The following is a 23,078-nucleotide window of genomic DNA, read 5'->3' on the forward strand; positions in this document are numbered from 1 at the left end:
TAAATAAAACTGGCTCTCTTTAAGCTACCAGTTAAGCGTTACATTGCAATTAAAGAATGAGGATCAAGCGCTCGTAATCGTGAGTAAACAAGGAGAGAAAATGCTATCCAACACCAATAGAACAGAAATTAAGAAAGGCGCACATAAAGCAGTCTATGATGTTAGCAAACTGCACGCCATCATAGATGAAAGCCTAATCGCTCATATTGCGATAACCAACGAGTCAGGCCCTGTGATCATCCCTATGCTGGCATGGCGTGTGGATGATTACGTGTATATCCATGGTGCCAACAACAGTCGACTGTTACGCTCACTCAAACAAGGAGTGCAAACGTGCTTAACCTTTACTTTGTTTGATGGTTGGGTATTGGCTCGAAGTGCGTTTCACCACAGTGCGCATTATCGCAGTACAGTGGTCTTTGGCCAATTTGAGATGGTGGAGAATAACCAAGAGAAAGACAGGTTGCTGAATCACTTTATCGAACAGATCGCTCCAGGGAGAACAAAACAAGTCCGTTTGAGTAATGAAAAAGAACTCAAAGCCACCATGCTACTGCGTATCCCGCTCACGGAAGCATCAGTGAAAATCAGCAATTTTGGCGTCAACGACGATGCGGAAGACATGGACATTCCTGTTTGGGCAGGTGTCCTACCCTACCGAACCGTCGTAGGTCCGCTGCAAGCTTGTGAAGATTTGTATGAAGGTATCGCTGAACCAGACTACCGCAGTGCCTACTCTAATCGTTGGCAGGAATAAGCACCGTAAAACGTGCGCCGCCTAAGTGACTCTCGCCGACGGAAAGCTCCCAACCCAGTTGCCGCGCTGCACTGGTAGCGATAGCAAGCCCTAAACCAAAGCCTTTCACGTCGGCGTTGCGGCTTTTATCTAAACGTGAAAATGGCATAAATACTTCTTCTCGCATCGCTTCAGGTATGCCCGGACCATCGTCCTCAATATCGATGCTCCAGCAATCCGCTACCATTCGAATCGTCACCTCAACGCAGGATTCACCGTAACGCTTGGCGTTTTGCAATAAATTATCGAGGACGAGGTTACCCAAAGTAGGCTGAAAGTGAATCAATTGGTTCGCGAGTTCATTTTCTGCTCTCAACATGGCGGACTCTAAGCCTAGGTAATTCATGCGGCTTTTACACCAAAGAGGCAGTTCCATGGTTTCAACAGAATCGCTCAAAGAATGGTTTTTCACACTCAAGCGAGACAGCATGACAATGTCGGACGTTAAGTCCGTCACTACATCAACGTATCGTTCAATATCGTCATGTAACTCTGCCTGCATTTCACCACTCGTGCGCCTAGCTAAATCCGTCGCTAGCTGAATACGACTCAGCGGAGTGCGCACTTCATGAGGAATAGCTTGAGTAAAGATGTGTGTTTGACGTACTCGTCTCTCAATCTCTTCAGACATGCAGTTGAAGCCTTGGGCGAGCTCTTTCACGGGTTGCGAAAATTGCTTTAGATCGACTCGCGTATTCAACTCACCATAACCAAATTTTTGTTGTGCAGCCGTTAGTTGCCGAATTTGGCGGTCAAGACGTCGTACAGGTATGTAAACCATAATGCCTAAACTGCACACAACAACCAAAAGTAGAGTCAGTATAAATACAATCTCAGAATCTTCATTCCAATCAACATCTGGGCTAAAGAAATCCGTTTTTTCTTTGAAAACTAAACTCTTCGAGGTGTTAGGTAAAGGGAATATCGCAGCATAGGTACTGCCATCAATAAGATAAACAGGTATCCCTTGTATTCGGTACAGTAGCTTACAATCTCGACAAGGCGGTGATCCGTCCCAGTTTTCAACCAATGTTAAATCAAAGATAAAGAAATCTTGCTTGCCGTTTTCGGTTAACTTCTTGTAGAGAGAATCCGGAGTGCCTCGTTGCTCAATGTATTGATCGACAAAATAAGCACCATCACTCAAAAAAACACCGACTTCTGTTTTGCGCATGTACTCTTCCCCCATAAAGAGAAACAAAGCAACAGTCAGCGCAAGGCCAGTAACTAACCCCACATATAGACGAGTAAACAGGGAAAACATGCGTCATTTACCTGTCAGCATATAGCCGTGGTGACGTATGGTCTTAATGGTAGCAGTATGGATATGAGCCTTAGAGAATTTCTTCCTTAGTGAGGATATACGCATATCAATCGAACGATCAGTAATGCAGTATTCAATGCCTCTGGCAAGACGGCAACATGATTCACGAGATACTGGCTTATCGACATTCAGCATCAGGAGCTCTAGAATTTCAAACTCAGAGCTCGTTAAACCAATATCTTTTTGCAAATAAAATGCTTGGGAGCGACGAAGACAAAGGCTAATGCCATATCGGCTCAGCTTTTCTTCTTCAACGGTATCAACTTGACGACGATAGCGACGTAGCGCCGCTTCAATACGGGCGAGAAGGATATTGCCTTTTATCGGTTTGGTAAGGTAATCATCAGCACCGAACTTAAATAAGCTCACCTCGCTCATTTCATCATCGGTTGCAGTCAAAACAATGATAATCCCATGATAAAATTTACGTGCCTCTTGGCATATTTCTGCGCCATTTTTTCCCGGCAACATCAAATCTAACAGCACTAGGTCCGGATTGAGTCCGTGAATCGTTTCTAATGCATTTTGACCGTTGTCGATAACGGTTACTGTATAGCCTTCGGCTTCGAGGTACATTTTGGTTAATCGAGCAATCTCAGAGTCGTCTTCTACCAGTAAGATTGTATTGCCCACCATGAATCATTTACTCCACCAATATGATGGAGGGAGTATATCGCTCGTCCTATACTGCGCAACCCACTTAAATGATAATTTTAATAAAAAGCGGGCTTACATACGCTTACAAACCATACATATACGATAATCCTAATCATTCCACGCCCCTAAAACCATGCAATAACCTGATGTTTTATTTATTAGCAGAATATAGCTTCACATAAAAAATAAATTTCGGAATAAAAATCTACTACATTTTTAAATATATCGAATGATAGTCCTTACCAAAAAACAATATCGATATATATGACTTGGTTTGCTTATATAGACAGGACTTTATGTTGCTTCTAAGTTTCTTGCTCTAATAAAGTCTACGAGTAACATGAAATGAGATATTCCCAATTAACACCTTTAGCCATATTTTGCGCGATAAGTCTAACTGCTTGCGGCGGCAGTGAATCTAATTCGAAACCATCGACAACGACACCTCCAACACCACCAGCGCCAACATTGAGCACTGTCACAATCCCAACTGTCGTTTCTACAGAGCTTCCAGCCAAGTTAAAAGTGGCTGCTGATGCGGGCTTCACCCACTATGTGAAAATCTCCCTTTCTGAAGCAAATAACAATGATGCATTTCACATTGTGGCTGTTGATGACGGTGCGAATAATGAAAAAATCTTTCGTGCAGCCAAAATCATCCAACACCTTCTCACAAACCAACCAGACTCTAAGTACGGCGCTGACAAGTCTCGTATCGCTAAGACATTAGCCGAGCGTGATGCCACACTAATGCTGACCGAAAACGACGAACAGAATGATGAGATGTTAACCAAAATCTTTATCAACGAACTGATTCGCCAAGACAAACTGAACGATGCAGTGACAAACTCGGGCTTAGCACACTCTTTTGATACGAGTTCTCTAGAAAAGTTTGTTGTAAGCATGATGGTACTTAACGAAGAAGATATGGATACACTTGTCACATCTATCGTGGCAACATTAGTAAATAGTAAAGAAACACCAAACTGGCTAAGGAACAGCCAATCTTTGATGTATCGAGAACTGACAGTTGAAGGCGATTGCCATTACATGAGTAATTTTGCCGATTACTGTGCCAATCTTGGTAAAAAAGCCGAACGAGACGCCGCTTTTGAAGAAATTTTACACTTGGTCCAAGCGCAAGGTATTGCACCTAACACGGGGACTGCGGCACTGCAAAATGACATTCAAGCTCATGCGTTAAAAATCTATAACGATATTCAAGCGGGCAAACCGACGGTGTGGCGCCCAACTCAGTATGACTGGGACGATTGGAAATCGGACGACTTCGATCCTGAAAGTGTTAAACAAACGGGCCCTTCATATTCTCACGAATACTTTGCTGCCGCTTTTGAAGCTTACATGGGTGTAGCAAAAGCAAACGGACAAGGTTTAGATGGCTACCAAGCGTTAACACGTGAAGAAATGCAAACTCAAGATCCACAAGCCGTTGATTGGATCAGCGGCTTATTCCACGGATACTTGCAATACACCGCGAACATCGACTCTGCGGGCGTCAAACTTTACACAGAAAAGACAAATCCAGGCACAGTGCCTACCTTCCGTATGGCTCCCAACAAAGACGGCTTGATAGAAGCATACACCTACAAATCTCAGTGGCTGACAAGAGTGAAGATCATTGGCGACGACGCAATGAATGTCATCGGTAATGACCAAGACAATACCTTTGAAGGCAACAGCAAAGACAACAGCATTTATGGTGAAGGCGGCGTCAACACCTATATCGTGCCACACAAACTGGCAGAATGTACCGTTATCAAAGCAAAGAGCGTTTCTGTTAAGTGCCCGAGTACAGGCTCGGATGAGTTGTACGACATTCAAAAGATCCAATTCACCGACCAAATCTTAGATGTAACCGAGCTATAAACGATGAAAAACATGAAGAAACTTACTCTATTCGCTCCCCTACTCCTTGTAGGTTGTGGTGGCCTAGCCGTCATGGATCGTACTGACGCCGTAAAAGCACAACCAGAAATGCTGATCAAAACCGACGGAGATTTTTGGGGATTCGGTGCAGATGGTCATTTTGATTTTGCTGGTAAGTACAAAGGCAACTATTCACGCAGTGCTTCTAACTCAAGTTGGTTTAACCATATCTCTTTCAAAGAAGGTGCGATGGGCGCAGAAGTGACTCGTATCGACAACGGGGAAACTTGGCTTTTGAACTGCACTGGGGGCGGTATGTCGGTTAACTACATGGGCGTCGATTTTGGTGGGAATGATCCTTACACCTGTGACATTACTCAAGATGGTAAAAAAGTCGGTGAGTTTGCGATGGAGCCAAAATCCGCTCTCATCGACATCAGCTTTGAGAAAAAAGAGACTGGCGTAGTGCGTATTGGCAGCACCCACTTTAATGTAGAAACCGTACATACTAGTCCCGACGCCATGATGGCGGTAGACATTCCATTGGGTTATAGCTTTAAGGAAGGCACACAAGAAATTGCCGCCGTACAGACGAACGGTACCATTGCGGTACAAATGCTCCCAGAACTTAGTGAACAAAAAAAGGATGTGATTGCCATCGGCGCTGTTGCAAGTGCACTAAGCTGGCGCCCTAAGAAATAGCTATTACATTAAACAACACCACACAAAAAATAATAAAGCCCTCTACCTTGAGGGCTTTTATTGCTTGTTTTCATAAAGACAAGTGAAGCATTACTTTTCTAATCTTCCTGCGTACTGCTTGGGTGTTAATCCACGATGCTTCTTAAACATACGATTGAAGCTCGCCACATTGGTGTAACCAAGGCGCATAGCTATGTCATCAATACTCACGCGCTTACTCAATAACCCAGCCGCAACATTACTCAATACATAGCCGGATACCATCGAGAAGTTGAGGCCTAATTTGTGCAAACGACGTTGAAACTGCTGTTCAGATAAATCAAGCAGAGAAGAAACGCGCTCTAACGTTGGCAATCCATAATGACTGCTGTAGTTCACCACTTCATAAATCACTTTCAACTCATCTTCTGGGTCGGGCATATTAAGCAAATCATCCAAATCGGAAAAACTCATCGCTAGACGGCTGTCTTCGCGATGGCTCACTTGGCGGGAAGCTAATCGGTCATCTCCCGGAATCCATATTTCTGTTTTTGGCTGACTCCATTCCACCTCGCAGCCGAAATATTCTCGGTATGGTTCAGTATTTTTTCTCGACCCTGAAACCTTCACGCGCAAAGGCTGATAGTCTTTACCAAGAAATTCGCGTAGCACTTTAATCATAAATACCGCACAGCGGATACTATCGTGCACCTTTACTGACGTTTCTATAAACGGATTGTGGTAAGTCCATTTGATGATTTTGCCCGACTGTTCGCCAGCAAAAAACGCCCCAGATTGTAAATTACTCGCACCATAATTAACGCGTCGAATCGCGCTGGCTAAATCATTCCCAGAAAATAGCCAGCGTCCCACAGGTCCAAGCTTTTGCAGTTCAATACCTCGGCTGAGACTCAAAACCACATCTGGATCACTACTGGCTTGTTCAACACAACGATACCATTCTGCGACGGCTTTTAGCGGGATCAGTGTCATTGGGTTGTGAAATACCGACGACGGAATCCCCAGTTCATCCGAGCCCAAATTATATTTAGATAACGCGAGGTTATGCATGTTTAGAATGCCCATCGCGCGAATAAATCGAACCGTCTTCATTACCAATCACATCAAATTTAATCCTCTATTGATTGAATCTGTCACAAAGAAAGACCTAAATCAAATCCAGATCACAATACGCCAACCGTTTGATAGAGGAGTGTTTAATGAGTTTACTGAGTGTCCCATTTGTCGGAACAGGCGCAGATACAGCGTTACATGTTGTCGCTGCCGTCGTTTTAATCGCGAGTGTCGCTGGCGCGTGTTACGGCTTTTGGAAAATCCATGAGTTGCCAATTAATAAGGCGCACAGCAAAGACCATCATCAGATAGGGCTCATCACCGCCCTCACCTGGATAGGATTTGTCTGGCACTGGGTATGGGTGCTAGCCGTGATCTTTGCATTCGTTGATATGGAAAAAGCCATCATCAATCTGCGTGATACATGGAAAAGTAAACCGCAAACAGAAACACAGCCACAAGAGGAGGCATAATGTTAGAAGGTTTAGCGGTATGGGCACTCTTCATCTATCTGCTCCGTTTAGTCGGCATGCCTTGGAACAAAGCAACCAAATCGTTCGCTTACCTAGGCGGTTTGAGTTGGCTAATGTTCGTATGGGTAGGTTTGATTAATTTCACCCCGATGGATTTATCCGGTGGTTCTGTCGTGCAGTCACCACACATCCAATTGCGTCCAGATTCAACCAATGTAAAAGGTAAAGTTGACCACATTTACATTAATCCAAATCAGCAAGTTAAAGAGGGTCAGCTCATTTATGAACTTGACCCAACGCAATACGAAATCGCATTAAATCAGGCGAACGTATCCGCCGATTCTGCACGAGTCGCATTAGCTACGGCAAAAGGCGACATCGAGATTGAAGAAGCGAATCATCAAGCATTGGTGCAAGATCTAGAAACATCAAAGAACCAATTGGAAGCGGCGAAAGTTGACTACAAATTGCAGAAAAAGATGCTAGATCGTTATGTTGAGCAAAACCGAGTGGTGCAAAACACCATCACGGAAAGCGACATCGACAAACAATCGAGTGCGGTTGATATGGCACGTCACAACGTGTTAACCCTTGAGTCTCAAATTAAGAAGAAACAAGTCGATATTTCCCGTGCAAAACTGGCGATTCATAAAGCAGAGCTCGCAGTTGAAACCAAACAAGCCGAACTGCGCCAAGCTGAAGAGCAAATTGCAAAAGCGCAATGGGATTTGAACAGCACCAAAGTTCATGCCCCAACAGATGGCTTTGTCACCAACTTTATCCTGCGTGAAGGTCAGCGTGTTTCGATGATGCCACGTATTAATATGTACACCAACGAGAAGTACGTGCTGATGCGAGTCAACCACCAGGCGATTCGTAACATCAAACCGGGTCAGCCAGCGGAATTCTCTTCGTCCGTTTACCCAGGTAAGATCTTCTCAGCGACCGTCGAAAGCATTGTTGAAGCAACAGGTGAGTCACAAGGTAATCTGCTGGGTTTCGATGATTCCGTACGTATCACCACTGGAAAGAATTTACAGAACAAACACCACTTTGTTCGTCTTAAGATTGATGAGCCAGAAGGCTACGACATTCCTGTTGGCTCTGTTGGCCTCGCATGGGTCAGCGGTGAAAAACCGATAGGCTTCATGGCCTTCTTAGATGTGATTCGCGGGATCATCATTCGAATGAAGTCTCAGCTGTACTTCTTCTACTCCATCTAAACTCACAAACCGCCAGTTTCGCTGGCGGTTTTTTCATTTGTATCCAAACACATCCTTTTCCCGTATAACAATTAGTTAGTAGACAGCGGAGAAGATTCATGTCGGCAAAGGAAAGAAGCCTACCTACCCATCGTATCTCAAGGTTCAGCAAGTTCGCTTCACTTGCTACCCGTGTCGCAGGCAATGTGATTGCAGAAGGCACGAAACAAATCGCCAAAGGCAATAAACCAAAAGCGAAAGACCTCTTGCTGACGCCACAAAACATCGCACGGTTGACAGACCAACTTGCTCACCTACGTGGCGCTGCAATGAAGCTTGGTCAAATGCTCTCAATGGATGCTGGTGATGTTTTAGAACCTGAACTCGCAGATATTCTCTCCCGTCTTCGTTCCAACGCAGACCCAATGCCTGCAAAGCAACTGAACGGAGTCATGGAAAGTTCGCTAGGAACGAGTTGGAAAGCTGAGTTTCTATCATTTAACTTCAAACCAATCGCCAGTGCATCAATAGGACAGGTGCACCAAGCCTACAGCGATGCGGGCGATAACCTAGCCGTCAAAGTGCAATATCCGGGCATACGAAAAAGTATCGATAGCGACGTAGACAACGTAGGTACGCTGCTTAAAGTGGTTGGGTTGATTCCAGAATCCGTCGACTACAAAGGGCTACTAGAAGAAGCCAAAAAGCAACTGCATGATGAAGCCGATTACACCCGAGAAGCGCAATTTGCGATTCGTTACCATGATGCTTTGAAGGAGCATCCTCACTTTGTCGTACCAAAGATTCACACTGAAAGTTGCTCAGACTCCGTTCTCGCCATGGAATTTATTGACGGCGTACCCATTGAACACATCGAACATTATGATCAAAGTACGCGAGATTTTGTCATGCACAGTTTGCTCGAATTGCTGTTCAGAGAGCTGTTCGAATTTAAGATGGTGCAAACCGATCCTAACTTCGCCAATTACTTGTACATTGAAAGTACTCGCCAAATCGGCTTGTTAGATTTCGGTGCAACTCGCGAATACAGCGAACGATTCAGTGCCGGCTATCGCCAAGCCTTTGCGTCCGTCATGAATAATGACGAACAATGCTTGAATGACGCGCTTGAGCAAATTGGCTTCTTCAGCCAAACCATCTTACCTGATCAGCGCCAAGCGATTCTCGATTTAGTAAAAATGGCATGTGAACCCATGTTAGTCGATGAGCCATATGATTTTAAAGCCAGTGGCTTAGCGCAAAAACTTCGCGAAGCTGGCACTATTTTGAGCATGGAACAAGAGTACTGGCATACCCCACCTGCCGATGCCCTATTTTTACATCGTAAAATTGGTGGCATGTATTTGCTCGCAGCGAGAATTGGCGCAAAAGTGAACATTCGCCAATTGGTACAGCCATATCTCACTATCAACAGCGAATAGCCTATTGTTTTTCTGTTACTTTCAAGTACCTTGAGCAAGGTTAAGATGCATAGTTGTGCATCTCAATAACATGCCATACTTCCATAAAACGAATTAACTATCGGGGTACTCGGTGAGCAAGTTTCAAGATCTCTCCACTCTAATCCAGCAAATTGGCCAAGCCGAAGAAGCGGATCAAGTCGCAACGCTCAATGAATCTATTGAAGCGGGTCTCGAACCTGGCGCAGTCGCCCTAATTCTGGAAGCCTTTCCAATCGATGATCGTGTTCGCTTGTGGCGAGCTTTGCCACTAGAACTGCATATCGACGTGTTAACGGAAATGCGTGCCGACGTACGTTTTTCTATCATCAATGCATTATCTGAAGTCGAGCTAAAACTCACCCTCGCTAAACTTGATAACTTATCGCTGATCGAATGGGCGGATTCGTTGCCTGAGTCGATCATCAACGAAGCGCTCGCGTTAATCGAAAAAGATGAGTTAGAGCTTTACGATCAAGCAAACGAATATGAAGATGAAGAACTCGGCCACTGGGCTGAGCGTAAAATCATCACCCTGCCCTTTAATATTACGATTGGAACGGCTAAGCAGTTAATGGAGCGCTATAGCTACGACACGCCTCAACAAGTCTACCTGATCAACCGTAATAAACAGTATCGAGGGACAGTCAATTACTACGAAATTTTACGTAGTGATCCTGATACTCGCTTGAAAACACTCGTTATTGAAGCGGTGACGGTGCTAGACAGTAAGATGATGCTTCCCGAAGCGGTAGAAGCATTAGAGCACAGCACACTGCCCGCTCTGCCTGTGACTGATGCAGACCAAACTCTGATTGGTGAAGTCGATTGGCAATTTGCATTAAGTACGCAACGTGAAATCTACGAAGCGCGCTTAATGGCCGGTACTGGTATGGATGAAGGCGATGACTTGTTTGCGCCAGTATTAAAAAGCTCACAAAAACGCGGCGTGTGGCTGGGCATCAATTTGCTGACTGCAATTTTAGCGTCTGTCACTATCGGGCTATTTGAAGACGTGATTGCTCAAGTGGTGGCTTTGGCCGTACTAATGCCAATTGTTGCATCGATGGGTGGCATTGCAGGCAGCCAAACCCTGACTCTAATGGTTCGTGCGATGGCGCTCAATCAGATTACCCCAGGTAACCGATTCAAATTCTTAAAAAATGAGCTGGGTATTGGCTCACTGAACGGCATTGCTTGGGCGCTAATCATCGGCGGGTTAGCCGGATTGTGGTTCCAATCGCCAGTTTTAGGTGGAACCATCGCGCTGGCCATTATCGTCAACATTATTACCGCTGCTTTATTTGGCGTGTTGATACCCATTATTTTGGATAAGTTTAAATTGGATCCAGCCTTAGCAGGTTCGGTTATTCTAACGACGGTGACAGATGTGGTTGGTTTTTTCGCCTTTTTGGGAACGGCGAGTTTAGTCATGCTCTAAAAAGTCCACTGTTTATTAATCAATCATTAGCATAATAGAGTCAAATTGCATAACGCAGTTGCAAATTGCAAACAAACTCAAACTTTAAGCAACGCATGTCACAGAAACTACGTATTTTAGGGCATATTAAAGTTGGCACAGTAACTGCATTATATAAATCGACCCTTCTTAAGCCGAGGGTCACCTAGCCAACTGACGTTGTTAGTGAACTTGATTTTGTTCACATGTATATAAGCCAATCGCACTCTTTGCGGTTGGCTATTTTTTTATGTGGCTATTGCTCTCTTATCCTCTGACCGAGCTCGGTTGTACTTTTCTTGCCCACAACAGATTGTTTACTGTTTATAAAATTCAAATATTCGCCCACTAAACCATTAGAAATACCAGCCTCAACAAAAACAAAGCACCTAAACGAAATAAAACCAAGAAAACACACCTCAAAAAAGAACAAATAACGTCCAAACCAAAAATCTCATCATGAAATCGTTTTCTTTTCATAGAAATCGACTGAGCAATCCAGAGTTATAGATAAATTTAATCCATAAAAACAAATGGCAATTCAAAACACTCATTTCACATAGAAAACCTGCCTATAAGTCATGGAAAATACGTAAAAATAAACTTTTCACTTTTATAATTTAAAAATCAACCCATTGTTATTAAAAGAAAAAATAGACACCAAAAATCCAGCAAACGTTTAAATTGCAATTTTATCATTGACTATTAAATTTACATCACGATAATACGCGCCGTTTGCCTGAAAACCAGGTGCTATAATTTAACGTTTCAATGTGCGGAGGTAATAATGGCTGGAGACAATAACTACAGTCTTGGACCAGTTCCCAACACGGCCAGAAAAGGCGTGGCATCACTAACCATGGTGATGTTAGGACTCACTTTTTTCTCCGCAAGTATGTGGACAGGGGGTTCTCTCGGTACTGGGCTCTCCTTTAATGATTTTTTCCTCGCTGTTCTCATCGGTAACCTAATCCTCGGTATTTACACTTCTTTCCTCGGTTACATCGGCGCTTCTACTGGTCTCTCCACTCACCTTCTTGCTCGTTTCTCTTTTGGTTCTAAAGGATCTTGGCTTCCTTCTGCTCTTCTTGGTGGTACTCAAGTTGGGTGGTTTGGAGTTGGTGTCGCGATGTTTGCGATTCCGGTGCATAAAGCAACGGACATCGATACCAATACTTTGATCCTTGTCTCCGGTTTGCTCATGACCGCGACCGTTTACTTTGGCATCTCAGCACTGATGGTGTTGTCAGCAATTGCCGTTCCTGCCATTGCGCTACTTGGCGGCTACTCTGTCATCGAGGCAGTAAATAGCGTTGGCGGTATTAGCGAACTACAACAGGTTCAACCAACCGAGCCACTCGATTTTTCAATAGCTCTCGCGATGGTTGTCGGCTCTTTTGTCAGTGCTGGTACATTAACGGCAGATTTCGTGCGCTTTGGCAAAAAGCCGCGCAGCGCCGTGATGATCACCATGGTGGCATTTTTCATCGGTAACTCGTTAATGTTTATCTTTGGCGCAGCAGGTGCGTCGGTGACTGGTCAATCAGACATCTCTGAAGTGATGATTGCGCAAGGCTTATTAATTCCCGCCATCATCGTACTTGGATTAAACATTTGGACGACCAACGACAACGCGCTCTACGCATCGGGTCTTGGATTTTCCAACATCACAGGCTTACCAAGTAAATACATCTCGATGGCGAACGGGCTTGTTGGCACACTTTGCGCTCTCTGGCTCTACAATAACTTTGTTGGCTGGCTAACCTTCTTATCGTTGGCAATTCCACCGATTGGCGGCGTGATCATCGCTGACTTCTTCACGAACCGTAAACGCTACGCAAACTTTGAAGCCACCCAGTTCCAAAGCGTAAACTGGGCTGGCATTATCGCTGTAGCGATTGGCGTTGGTGCTGGACACTTCCTTCCTGGCGTAGTACCGATTAACGCTGTACTTGGCGGCGCAATTAGCTTCCTGATTCTTAATCCTATTCTTAACAAAAAAGCACTGGCTACACAGCCAGCGTAAGGAACCATCATGACAACACTACTGATCAAAAACGTAACGCTAAAAGGACAAGAAGGTCTGCAGCAAATTTTGATTGAAGATGGTCAATTCAAGCGCATTGAAAGCAACGATGTGGAGCTTAATCATAACGGTGACACCATCGATGCTGAAGGCGGCATGGCGGTGGCGCCTTTCTGCGAGCCGCACATCCACTTAGACACAACGCAAACCGCAGGCGAGCCAAGCTGGAACATCTCTGGCACATTGTTTGAGGGTATTGAACGTTGGGCTGAGCGCAAAGAAATGCTGTCGATTGAAGACGTGAAAACGCGCGCAAAACAAACCTTAAAATGGCAGATCGCAAACGGTGTACAACACGTTCGAACTCACGTAGATGTTTCAGACCCTACCCTAATTGCCCTAAAAGCGATGGTAGAAGTGCGTGAAGAGATGAAAGAGTGGGTAGATATCCAAGTCGTCGCCTTCCCGCAGGAAGGTATTCTCTCTTACCCAAATGGCAAAGAGCTACTAGAAGAAGCCGTCAAATTAGGTGCGGACGTGATTGGCGCGATTCCACACTTTGAATTCACACGCGAATACGGCATTGAATCACTGCACTACGTATTCGAGTTAGCGCAAAAATACGACCGTCTGATCGACGTACATTGTGATGAAATTGATGACGAACAATCTCGCTTCGTTGAAACGCTGGCAGCATTAGCGCACAAGTTCGATATGGGAAGTAAAGTCACGGCCAGTCACACCACAGCGATGGGTTCCTACAACGGCGCATACGCATCTCGCCTGTTCCGTTTACTACGCATGTCCGGTATCAACTTCGTGGCAAATCCATTGGTGAACATTCACTTACAAGGCCGTTTTGATGATTATCCGAAACGTCGTGGCGTAACACGAGTGAAAGAGATGCTGAATGCCAACATCAACGTCTGCTTTGGACACGATGACGTATTCGACCCATGGTATCCACTTGGTACAGCAAACATGCTGCAAGTGCTGCATATGGGTCTGCACGTGTGTCAGGTGATGGGTTACGACCAAATCAACAACTCACTGGATCTGATCAGCACCAATTCAGCACGTACACTGAACATTCAAGACAAGCACGGCATTGAAGAAGGCAAACCAGGTAGCCTACTGATTCTTCCTGCAGAAAATGGTTTTGACGCCGTACGTCGCCAAGTGCCGGTTCGCTACTCTGTTCGTCACGGTAAAGTGATTGCAGAAACACTGCCTGCGACGACTCATATTCATCTTGAACAAGCAGAGCAAGTGACGTTCAAGCGCTAAGGTTCGTAAAAATACCGACTAAAACGAAAAAGGGTCTGACGAAATCATCAGGCCCTTTTGCTATTGGCAAACGTCACTGCTGTTCTGTGTCTTACGACCTGAGTAGCCAACCGAACGCACAAAAATGCTATTTAAGATGACCCGATACCCACTAAGTTGCATAAGGTTCTGATGGCTAAATCTCAATTACACTATCGAACTTGGAAATTCCTCTCTGCGTTCGGCATACTTCTGCCTTCACTTTAGTTGTAGATATAACTCATGACCTTATTAAGCCAGATAGAATCGCAATTTTTGGAATTTATGCAGCAAGAGATGCAAGTCGATGCAGCTCATGATCTTAAACACGTAAAGCGCGTAGTCAAAACAGCAAAGCAGCTCTGCGAAGAAGAAAATGCAAACATCGCGATTGTATTACCGGCTGCCTATTTGCATGATTGCTTTACTTATCCGAAAGATCACCCAAATCGCAAAGAGAGCTCAATCATCGCAGCCAAAAAAGCGGTCGCATTTTTAGAGAGTATCGATTATCCGCAGCAATATCATGATGCCATTGCTCATGCGATAGAGGCACACAGCTTTAGCGCAAACATCAGGCCAAATACGTTGGAAGCCAAAATCGTCCAAGATGCCGACCGTCTGGACGCTTTAGGCGCAATTGGCGTGACGCGATGCATTCAAGTCAGCACTCAATTTAACGCGCAACTTTACAACGACAGCGATATATTTGCCGAAGAACGTGAACTTAACGATAAACAATTCACTCTGGATCACTTTCAAACCAAGTTATTCAAAATCGCTGAAACCATGAACACGGAGTCAGCGAGACGCGAGGCGCAAAAACGCAAAACCTTTATGCAAACGTACCTAGAGCAGTTACACGACGAGGTAACAGCGTAAATGTCAGAAAGCTGTACGTTAATTAAAGAGCTTAAACGCCAACTAAAGTTAGCAGGGCTGCATTATGCCGATGTTGCACAACACCTTGATTTAAGTGAAGGAAGCGTCAAACGTTTACTCGCTGAAGGTCAACATATTAGCCTTGAACGCTTAGAACGCATTTGCCAATTGATTGGTTTAGAAATGGCGGAACTGTTTAAGCTCGCGGCTGCGCACAATAAAGGCCTAGAGTCGCTAACGTTAGAGCAAGAAAAGCAGTTGGTTGACGATAAAGCCCTGCTACTCGTGGCAATCTGTGTTGTAAATGGCTATCAGTTTGAACAAATCGTTCAGCAATACACCTTCAATGAGTTGGAACTGGTGCAAAAGCTGGCTCAGTTGGATCGTCTGAACATCATCGACTTGCAGCCAAATAACAAAATTCGTTTGCGTATATCTCCGACATTTAAGTGGCAGATGGGCGGCCCTATTCAACGGTTCTTCCAACAGCAAGTTCAAGACGCCTTTTTCCAAAGCTACTTTTCTGGTGAAGATGAACAGTTGTCCATGGCAACAGGATTGATGAGCGTACCAACCAACAAGAAGCTGCAACAGAAACTGCAAAAGGTCATCGATGAGTTTTATCAGGCTTGCCAAAGTGATAGCTCTCTCGATATGGACGAGAAACACGGCACCTCTCTGATTATTGCGATGCGTCGCTGGACGTTCCCTCTGTTTGAACCATGGGAAAGAAAATCCACTCAGAAGTCTCGAAATTAGTAACTCAATAAACAAATGGAAATGAAAGTAACGAATTTCGTTACTTTTGGTGGCATGCAACGTCACTTGAAAGAGAAAGCTGGTTTAATCGTTCATTGAGCATAAAGTGCTCCTATCTCATTCGACTTTGTTTAATCGGGGCCAGCATGTTTTTCTCAAAACGCTTTTTTCCTTACTTTGTGACGCAATGCCTTGGCGCACTCAATGACAACATCTACAAAAACGTTCTGTTATTGATGGTGACTTACAGCCAAATTGATAACTTACCAATATCCGTTAATCTATTTGTTAATTTGGCAGCAGGCTTATTCATCCTACCTTTCTTTCTATTCTCTGCGCATGCTGGTGCCGTCGCTGACAGCATGGACAAAGCCAAATTAATCCGACGTCTAAAGCTCATCGAACTGACTATCATGTCTTGCGCAGCAACCGCTATTGCGACCCAAAGTGCTATGCTGATGCTGGTTCTGCTGTTTATGACAGGCACTCAATCGGCCTATTTTGGTCCCGTAAAATACGCCTTGCTACCACAAGCGCTCAAACCAAATGAGCTTGTTAAAGGAAATGCTTGGGTTGAAATGGGCACGTTCCTTTCGATTCTTATAGGTACGCTTAGCGCAGGCCTGCTGTTAGCCATTCCTAATGGTACCTTGATTGCTTCTTGTGTCGTGATTGCCTTGTCTTTGCTTGGGTTTATGAGCAGTGTGAATATTCCAACGATGCCTAGCCAATCGACTGACAAAGCGAAGTTTGAACCGATTTCTGGTTTAAAAAACACGTTAAAAGTGGCAAAAAAACAGAGAGGCATTTGGATGTCTATTCTAGCCATCAGTTGGTTTTGGTTCATGGGTGCGACTTACCTGACTCAATTCCCTAACTTTGCGCGTGAACATTTGTTTGCAGACAGCACTGTCGTTTCTTTACTGTTGGCATTGTTTTCCATTGGTATCGCGACAGGCTCTTGGTTGTGTGAAAAGCTCTCTTTCAACCACGTTGAGCTTGGTATTTTGCCATTCGGTATCCTTGGTCTGACAGTCTTTGGCGTCGACTTGCTATGGGCAGTCCCAAGTTATCCATCACTTCCGGTGCACTTTTATGATGTGCAAAACTTCGTTGCTGAATCCAAACATCTGCGCGTCATGATTGACCTGTTCCTTGTTGGTGTAAGCGGCGGTGTCTTTATTGTTCCTCTTTATGCGTTCATCCAATCGCGTTCAAACAAAGGTGAATGTGCACGTGCCATTGCTGCTAACAACATCATGAATGCGTTGTTTATGGTGGTGTCTGCTTTGGTTTCGATCGTTGCACTCAGCGTACTAGAACTTTCTATTGTGGAACTGTTTGCCATGATGGCAATAGGTAACTTCTTCGTGGCAATCTATGTCTATCGTCAAGTACCGGAATTTACACAACGCTTTATCAGTTATTTACTCAGCCATTGTATGTATCGTGTGTCAGTAAAGGGGCGCCAACATATTCCTGAACAAGGTGCTGCGTTAATCGTGGCTAACCATGTTAGCTATGTCGATGCGTTGATTTTGATGGGAACCTCTACTCGCCCGGTTCGTTTTGTGATGGACAAGTCCATCAGCGAGCTGCCTGTTCTTAGATATGTTTTCCGTCATGCAGGTGTTATCCCGATCTGTTCTCCACGTAAGTGTGCCGACACTTATCGACGAGCATTTGAACAGATTGAACAAGCACTTAACGACGGTGAAGTTGTCTGTATCTTCCCTGAGGGTCGTTTAACGTCTAACGGTCAATTGGGTGAGTTTCGCCCTGGTGTGGAAAAAATCCTTGAACGTAATCCTGTACCTGTCATCCCTATGGCACTAAAAGGGCTTTGGGGTTCTTTTTTCAGCCACAAAGGCGGACATGCTCTCACAAAACGACCGACTCGTTTTTGGTCAAAAGTGGACGTTGTTATCGGTGACGTGTTAAGCCCAGCTTCTTTAAATCGTCATCAATTGCAACAACAAGTACAGGATTTACTGGGCTGATATGCTTGCTTTACCGATCAAACTTTGCAGCAAAACGTAAATATGCACAACAAAGCACAAGTAGTTCTTTGTTAATTAGAGTAGGATATCTACAACGTCATAAATCTAGGAGGTATTATGAAAATCATCATCTTACATGGTCTTTATATGCATGGGCTGGTCATGCAGCCTCTTAGCCAAAAGCTGCGAAAGCTCGGATACGAAACGCAAGTACTCAGCTATAACACTGTTGCTATCGATGAGTCTTCACTGTTTGATTCTATTGACCATTCGCTTAACCCACTGACCGCAAACGTGCTCGTGGGGCACAGCTTGGGAGGCTTGATGATTAAGCGCTATCTCGCCAACAGACAACCGAGCACCAGCTTGATCTCTCATATTGTCGCTATCGGTTCGCCTCTTAAAGGCGCGTCCATTGTAGGTCGAATTCAAGATCTCGGATTGGGTGCAATTTTAGGCAATTCGCCACACCACGGATTAAACAAACATGATGACGCTTGGGATTTCCCTCAAAAGCTCGGCAGTATCGCAGGAACGATGCCGATTGGCGCTCGCCCATTGTTGATCCGTAATGACAACACCATGTCGGACGGTACGGTTACCGTAGAAGAGACAAGACTGGACGGTATGCAAGATCATATCGAAGTGAAGCAAACGCATACGAGCCTGATTTACAACACCTTCGTGCCACAGCAGATTGATCACTTTATTCGCACAGATTATTTCCGTCGATAGCACACTTTTCCATCATACAGATGGAATCGACTTTCCAAGCTATTCAGTTCGCAGTACTATCCTAGCTCCACTTCCTCACAACTTGGATGAAGTGGCACATTTTTAATTGTTCTCAGGGCGGGGCGAAATTCCCCACCGGCGGTATACTTTTTCAAGTGAGCCCGCGAGCGCTCGATTCGTCGAGGTCAGCAGATCTGGTGAGATGCCAGAGCCGACGGTTATAGTCCGGATGAAAGAGAATAAGAATACACCAGCATAGCGAGTCAGATTGCTAAGAGTGCTGGTGCACTTCTTTTTGATCGTATTTTACGACGATCTCTCATACCGCCCTGATTCTGGTGAAATTTAGGAGTTAACCATGAATCAGTCATCACTACTTGCCGAATTCGGCGACCCAATTACTCGCGTTGAAAACGCACTTATCGCTTTAAAAGAAGGTCGTGGCGTACTACTTCTTGATGATGAAGATCGCGAAAACGAAGGCGATATCATTTATTCAGTCGAGCACCTCACTAACGAGCAAATGGCATTGATGATCCGCGAATGTAGCGGCATCGTTTGTTTGTGCTTAACAGATGCTCAAGCAGACAAACTGGAACTGCCTCCAATGGTAGTAAACAACAACAGCGCAAACCAAACCGCATTTACGGTTTCTATTGAAGCGAAGGTTGGTGTAACAACGGGTGTTTCAGCAGCAGACCGCGTGACGACCATTAAAACGGCGGCAAACCCGCATGCGAAACCTGAAGATCTTGCTCGTCCGGGTCACGTATTCCCTCTGCGCGCACGTCCAGGTGGTGTAATGACTCGCCGTGGTCACACAGAAGGTACGATTGACCTGATGCAAATGGCAGGGCTTCAACCCGCTGGCGTACTATGTGAAGTGACCAACCCAGATGGCACGATGGCAAAAGCACCAGAGATCGTTGCGCTTGGTCGCCTGCACAACATGCCAGTGCTGACGATTGAAGACATGGTGATGTACCGCAACCAGTTCGAATTAAAACTGGCATAATTAAATCCCAGCTCTGAAAAAAGCCGCGCATTTGTGCGGCTTTTTTGATCGATCCTCTTTGCGCTTGAGTAGTTATACTTATTGAAAACAAAGGGAACAACACCATGAAAGGATTACTGAAACTCGTCGCTCTCGTTGGCTTTATCTCCATGAATTCGCTTACTCTTGCATCTGAGTGCCCTGATATTCTTCAAGGTAAGCAAAGGTTGTTAAACTCAACAGAAGAAGTCAATCTATGCGAAAGCTTTAAGGGAAAGACACTACTAGTCGTCAATACAGCAAGCCAGTGCGGCTTCACTCCTCAGTTCGAACAGTTAGAAACCCTCTATCAAACTTACAAAGAGCAAAACTTCACCGTTATCGGTTTCCCGAGTAATGACTTCCGACAGGATAGAGGAAGCGAAACAAACACAGCGAAAGTCTGTTATCTCGATTACGGGGTCACCTTTCCAATGATGGCTCGCTCCTCAGTATTAGGCGTAGATGCAAACCCCGTATTCAGCGAGATTACTAACCAAGCTGGCATCAAACCAAAATGGAACTTCTATAAGTTTCTAATTAGCTCCGAAGGCAAAGTTATTGCTACTTTTCCAAGCTCCACTTCACCGACAAGTACTACGCTTACCAATATGATAGAGCAACAATTGTAAGGTGACGACCATGACAACACGCTCAACCATGCTACAACTCGGTTACTTAGGCTTGGTTCCATTTGTGTTTAGCTTAGGGCTGATTTTCACTGACATCTCACTCTTCAATTTAAGTGGTCAGCAATTTTTCATCGCATATAGCGCCGTTATATTAAGTTTTTTATCCGGCATCCTTTGGGGTAATGGCATTGAGCATTACTACCACCGCCTTAGCCGAAATATATTAATTCTCAGCAACCTTTTTGTCTTACTGGCTTGGGGCGCATTACTGCAGGGCCACAAACATTACGCAGTCGCAACCCTACTCTTAGCAATTGGGTACCTTGCTGTTTGGTATGCAGAAAAGCTCGTGAGGAAAGTCGAACAAGACGCCGAGCCCAAGGGATATCAAGGAATGAGGAGCAAACTGACCTTCGGCGTAATCGTAATGCACGGATTGACTTTAGTTTCATAACCTGGTCTGTCCAGTATTAAGATCACAAAAAAACGTCTTTTTATAAAACAATGTTCATTTCGTGAATGCACACATATTTTGAACACTGTTTTTTTCATTTATGAATCAATCCACATATAAGCAATTCAAAGCATTCACAAAGGATATGAATATGTTTTTTCGCAAACTTTTGTTTAGCACTGCGATGATCAATGCAACGACAGGTTGCGTGTCTTACCAGGCACAACAAGCCGCCGCTCAAACAGTAAATAATACAGGCGCCGTGCTTACCAATGTGATTAAAACCACGATTGCTCAGCCATGTAATGTTGCAATCACTGCTGCTAGCTTGTTTTATCCGCATGCCATATTTATGACTAGTGTTCCGACTCAAGCATGTACAAGCGTTCTTAGATAATACGAGTGTGATAAGCATAAAAAATGGCGACTCTACCGTCGCCATTTTTAAGTATCAATGCTATTTATAGTTACAGCGTCAATAAGTAATTAACTAATTGATTGTACTCGTCGTAAGTACGAATTTCGTTGGCCAAAACAATGTATTTATTGTTCACAACCACACCCGGAACCCCTCTCAACGTGCTAGCAGAGAATTGCTTATCAAAACCTTTCTGCATTGAGTTTACGGCGAAACTGTTGTACGCCGCATCAAACTTCTTACCTTCTACGCCATTATCAACGAAGAGCTGTTTCAGCTCAGCTTCATCTTTTGGCGCTTGTCGCTTTTGATGAATTTGGGCAAACATGGCAGGAATCATTGTATCTTCAACCCCGAGCGACACCATCGTCGCGTAGGACTTGGCCATCGGAATCGCCATATCTCCGCCCATGAATCCCACATGTACCTTTTCAAACTTTGCCTCTTTTGGCAGAGCAGGTTTTAAACGCTCAATAAGCGACTCAAACTTGTAGCAATGTGGGCAATAAAAAGAAAAGAATTCCGTCACAACAGGTTTCGATGCTTTCTTAACATCCAGAACTTTGTAGTGCTTCCCTTCTTCAAATTGCGCTGCGTGAGCGGTAAAAGTCAGTAAAAGTGCGCTACATAAGGCAAGTAGTTTTTTCATTGTTTATTTCCTTGTGGCATTCAAATGCCAAATCATTTCATTTGGTAAAAAGGGGGGAAACCCCAAGTAATTTGAGATGAGGAATTAAACAATCGGAGGACGATAAAGCTTGGTGATCACTGTCACTACTTTTTCGACTAAAGGCCTATCAATCAATGCAAGGCTGTAAGGAAGAAGCAGTAAGTCGTTTTGAGATAAGTTGGCGGGAATTTTGACCATACAGGAAGAGCTACAACTCGTGTGAGACTGTTGCACCTTATTGATAGTTGACTCATCGTGATGTGATTCTACGCAGTCGTCATTGACGCCAAGTTGTTTGTGCAGAGCAGCCTGTTGAACAATAATATCGCGTACTTCAATTGTTTTCACCGGGGCTGAAGCCTTCGCCATAGGAGCGACACTGCTCAAAAGCATAGCGGCTAAACAAACTATCGCGGTCAACAATGTACGGTTAAACTTCAACATAGCTACATCAACAAAAATGGTGATTTAAGATAATACATGATAACGGTTTGACTTCAAGATACGGACTCTGAGTTCCGCCTCGCCTAAAAACTTGGTACGTTAACGGTTCCATATCCTTGAGGCTTCTCAATACCGCTCCCCTCTCACAAGAACTCATAGCGATTAAGCTATTCATCATTTAGATAGTTCTTCACCTGATACCAGCGACAATTCGATAAAACTTGAAATCGTTATGAAACACGAGTAATAGTTAGAACAGTTTTTGTACGAACAAGGAAAGATCAATGCTTAAAAAGAGATTCTTTAAGACAAAAGATGAAGTTGAAGTCACGTTCGAGCTAGATAAAGACCAGTGGGACTCCATCCATATTGCTGGGGATTTTAACAACTGGCAGCCAGAACCGATGAAATTAGTGAAGAAAAGCCGTCAATTTAAATTTAAAACGCGCTTACCTAAAGAGCAGAATGTTCAGTTCCGCTACTTGCTCAATGATGCAAAGTGGGAAAACGATCCTCAAGCCGACGCTTATGTTCCCAATGCTTTTGGCAGCGACAACAGCGTCGTGTGCACCACCGAATAAAACGTAAGTTCACTCTAATATTCCATATTAAGGCGCAGCAGTTGCGCCTTTTTTAGCCTCTTCATAATGTGATTAATGATTAAGTTTGAATCATTACTTGGGGTATTTATCGAATCAACTCATCCG

Annotated in this window: 23 protein-coding genes and 1 riboswitch; of the genes, 18 read left to right on the forward strand and 5 right to left on the reverse strand. The window is 44.4% G+C overall.

Annotated elements, in window-relative coordinates:
* Positions 1–100 precede the first annotated feature (100 nt).
* The gene (locus tag NL643_RS14415; RefSeq protein WP_253644662.1) at positions 101–757 is read left to right on the forward strand and encodes a pyridoxamine 5'-phosphate oxidase family protein; all 657 of its coding nucleotides are present in this window, start codon (positions 101–103) and stop codon (positions 755–757) included.
* On the opposite strand, the gene NL643_RS14420 is transcribed toward NL643_RS14415, so the two are convergent.
* Together NL643_RS14420 and NL643_RS14425 are read right to left on the reverse strand one after the other, a co-directional pair.
* A complete protein-coding gene (locus NL643_RS14420) occupies positions 738–2,060 on the reverse strand; it encodes an ATP-binding protein (protein ID WP_253644663.1) in 1,323 nt (440 codons plus the stop codon). The genes NL643_RS14415 and NL643_RS14420 overlap by 20 nt on opposite strands.
* Before the next feature lie 3 nt (positions 2,061–2,063).
* Positions 2,064–2,756: a response regulator transcription factor gene (locus NL643_RS14425; RefSeq protein WP_025546713.1), complete on the reverse strand. Its 693-nt coding sequence runs from the start codon at positions 2,754–2,756 to the stop codon at positions 2,064–2,066.
* A 366-nt stretch (positions 2,757–3,122) separates the two neighbouring features.
* Between NL643_RS14425 and NL643_RS14430 the strand changes: the two genes are divergently transcribed.
* Entirely contained in the window at positions 3,123–4,664 is a 1,542-nt protein-coding gene (locus NL643_RS14430; protein ID WP_253644664.1) for a hypothetical protein, read from the forward strand.
* 12 nt (positions 4,665–4,676) lie between these two features.
* Positions 4,677–5,366 carry a hypothetical protein gene (locus NL643_RS14435; protein ID WP_253644665.1) on the forward strand — a complete coding sequence of 230 codons (690 nt, stop codon included), beginning with the start codon at positions 4,677–4,679 and terminating at the stop codon, positions 5,364–5,366.
* Positions 5,367–5,456: 90 nt separating this feature from the next.
* Here NL643_RS14435 and NL643_RS14440 read toward each other — a convergent pair whose 3' ends face one another.
* A complete protein-coding gene (locus NL643_RS14440) occupies positions 5,457–6,458 on the reverse strand; it encodes an AraC family transcriptional regulator (RefSeq protein ID WP_006741180.1) in 1,002 nt (333 codons plus the stop codon).
* Between the two features lie 107 nt (positions 6,459–6,565).
* Between NL643_RS14440 and NL643_RS14445 the strand changes: the two genes are divergently transcribed.
* The 14 genes from NL643_RS14445 to NL643_RS14510 all read left to right on the forward strand — a co-directional run bounded on the left by NL643_RS14445 (position 6,566) and on the right by NL643_RS14510 (position 21,236).
* Positions 6,566–6,892 (forward strand): MFS transporter, encoded by a 327-nt coding sequence (locus tag NL643_RS14445; protein ID WP_005433326.1) that lies wholly within the window; start codon positions 6,566–6,568, stop codon positions 6,890–6,892.
* Positions 6,892–8,115 (forward strand): HlyD family secretion protein, encoded by a 1,224-nt coding sequence (locus tag NL643_RS14450; RefSeq protein WP_253644666.1) that lies wholly within the window; start codon positions 6,892–6,894, stop codon positions 8,113–8,115. Before NL643_RS14445 ends, NL643_RS14450 begins: the two co-directional genes overlap by 1 nt.
* Before the next feature lie 98 nt (positions 8,116–8,213).
* The gene (locus tag NL643_RS14455; RefSeq protein ID WP_109168953.1) at positions 8,214–9,536 is read left to right on the forward strand and encodes an AarF/ABC1/UbiB kinase family protein; all 1,323 of its coding nucleotides are present in this window, start codon (positions 8,214–8,216) and stop codon (positions 9,534–9,536) included.
* Between the two features lie 112 nt (positions 9,537–9,648).
* Positions 9,649–10,995, forward strand: a complete 1,347-nt coding sequence (locus tag NL643_RS14460) for a magnesium transporter (RefSeq protein WP_005396363.1) — start codon at positions 9,649–9,651, stop codon at positions 10,993–10,995.
* 805 nt (positions 10,996–11,800) lie between these two features.
* On the forward strand, positions 11,801–13,039 hold the full coding sequence (codB, locus tag NL643_RS14465) for a cytosine permease (RefSeq protein ID WP_005396361.1): 1,239 nt from the start codon (positions 11,801–11,803) through the stop codon (positions 13,037–13,039).
* A gap of 9 nt (positions 13,040–13,048) precedes the next feature.
* Positions 13,049–14,326 carry a cytosine deaminase gene (locus NL643_RS14470; protein WP_253644667.1) on the forward strand — a complete coding sequence of 426 codons (1,278 nt, stop codon included), beginning with the start codon at positions 13,049–13,051 and terminating at the stop codon, positions 14,324–14,326.
* A 261-nt stretch (positions 14,327–14,587) separates the two neighbouring features.
* Positions 14,588–15,226, forward strand: coding sequence for an HD domain-containing protein (locus tag NL643_RS14475; RefSeq protein ID WP_253644668.1), 639 nt, complete (start codon positions 14,588–14,590; stop codon positions 15,224–15,226).
* Positions 15,227–15,985 carry a helix-turn-helix transcriptional regulator gene (locus tag NL643_RS14480; RefSeq protein ID WP_253644669.1) on the forward strand — a complete coding sequence of 253 codons (759 nt, stop codon included), beginning with the start codon at positions 15,227–15,229 and terminating at the stop codon, positions 15,983–15,985.
* Positions 15,986–16,131: 146 nt separating this feature from the next.
* Entirely contained in the window at positions 16,132–17,985 is a 1,854-nt protein-coding gene (locus NL643_RS14485; RefSeq protein WP_253644670.1) for an MFS transporter, read from the forward strand.
* Between the two features lie 117 nt (positions 17,986–18,102).
* Positions 18,103–18,720: a triacylglycerol lipase gene (locus NL643_RS14490; RefSeq protein WP_253644671.1), complete on the forward strand. Its 618-nt coding sequence runs from the start codon at positions 18,103–18,105 to the stop codon at positions 18,718–18,720.
* A gap of 104 nt (positions 18,721–18,824) precedes the next feature.
* Positions 18,825–18,965: riboswitch (FMN riboswitch) on the forward strand.
* Positions 18,966–19,078: 113 nt separating this feature from the next.
* The gene (ribB, locus tag NL643_RS14495; protein WP_253644672.1) at positions 19,079–19,735 is read left to right on the forward strand and encodes a 3,4-dihydroxy-2-butanone-4-phosphate synthase; all 657 of its coding nucleotides are present in this window, start codon (positions 19,079–19,081) and stop codon (positions 19,733–19,735) included.
* 104 nt (positions 19,736–19,839) lie between these two features.
* On the forward strand, positions 19,840–20,385 hold the full coding sequence (locus tag NL643_RS14500; protein ID WP_253644673.1) for a glutathione peroxidase: 546 nt from the start codon (positions 19,840–19,842) through the stop codon (positions 20,383–20,385).
* A gap of 10 nt (positions 20,386–20,395) precedes the next feature.
* Positions 20,396–20,839: a DUF3429 domain-containing protein gene (locus NL643_RS14505; RefSeq protein ID WP_253644674.1), complete on the forward strand. Its 444-nt coding sequence runs from the start codon at positions 20,396–20,398 to the stop codon at positions 20,837–20,839.
* A gap of 151 nt (positions 20,840–20,990) precedes the next feature.
* Positions 20,991–21,236, forward strand: a complete 246-nt coding sequence (locus tag NL643_RS14510; protein ID WP_005373664.1) for a hypothetical protein — start codon at positions 20,991–20,993, stop codon at positions 21,234–21,236.
* Between the two features lie 70 nt (positions 21,237–21,306).
* Here the strand turns inward: NL643_RS14510 and NL643_RS14515 are convergent, their stop codons facing one another.
* Complete coding sequence (locus NL643_RS14515; protein ID WP_005373667.1) at positions 21,307–21,906, reverse strand: thiol:disulfide interchange protein DsbA/DsbL; 600 nt, start codon at positions 21,904–21,906, stop codon at positions 21,307–21,309.
* 84 nt (positions 21,907–21,990) lie between these two features.
* The gene (locus tag NL643_RS14520) at positions 21,991–22,371 is read right to left on the reverse strand and encodes a hypothetical protein (RefSeq protein ID WP_031780538.1); all 381 of its coding nucleotides are present in this window, start codon (positions 22,369–22,371) and stop codon (positions 21,991–21,993) included.
* 284 nt (positions 22,372–22,655) lie between these two features.
* Between NL643_RS14520 and NL643_RS14525 the strand changes: the two genes are divergently transcribed.
* Positions 22,656–22,952, forward strand: coding sequence for an isoamylase early set domain-containing protein (locus tag NL643_RS14525; RefSeq protein WP_005396349.1), 297 nt, complete (start codon positions 22,656–22,658; stop codon positions 22,950–22,952).
* The last annotated feature ends 126 nt before the right edge of the window (positions 22,953–23,078 follow it).

It is taken from the genome of Vibrio sp. Y42_MX_L11, from assembly GCF_024181785.1.
GTDB classification, from domain to species: domain Bacteria; phylum Pseudomonadota; class Gammaproteobacteria; order Enterobacterales; family Vibrionaceae; genus Vibrio; species Vibrio diabolicus.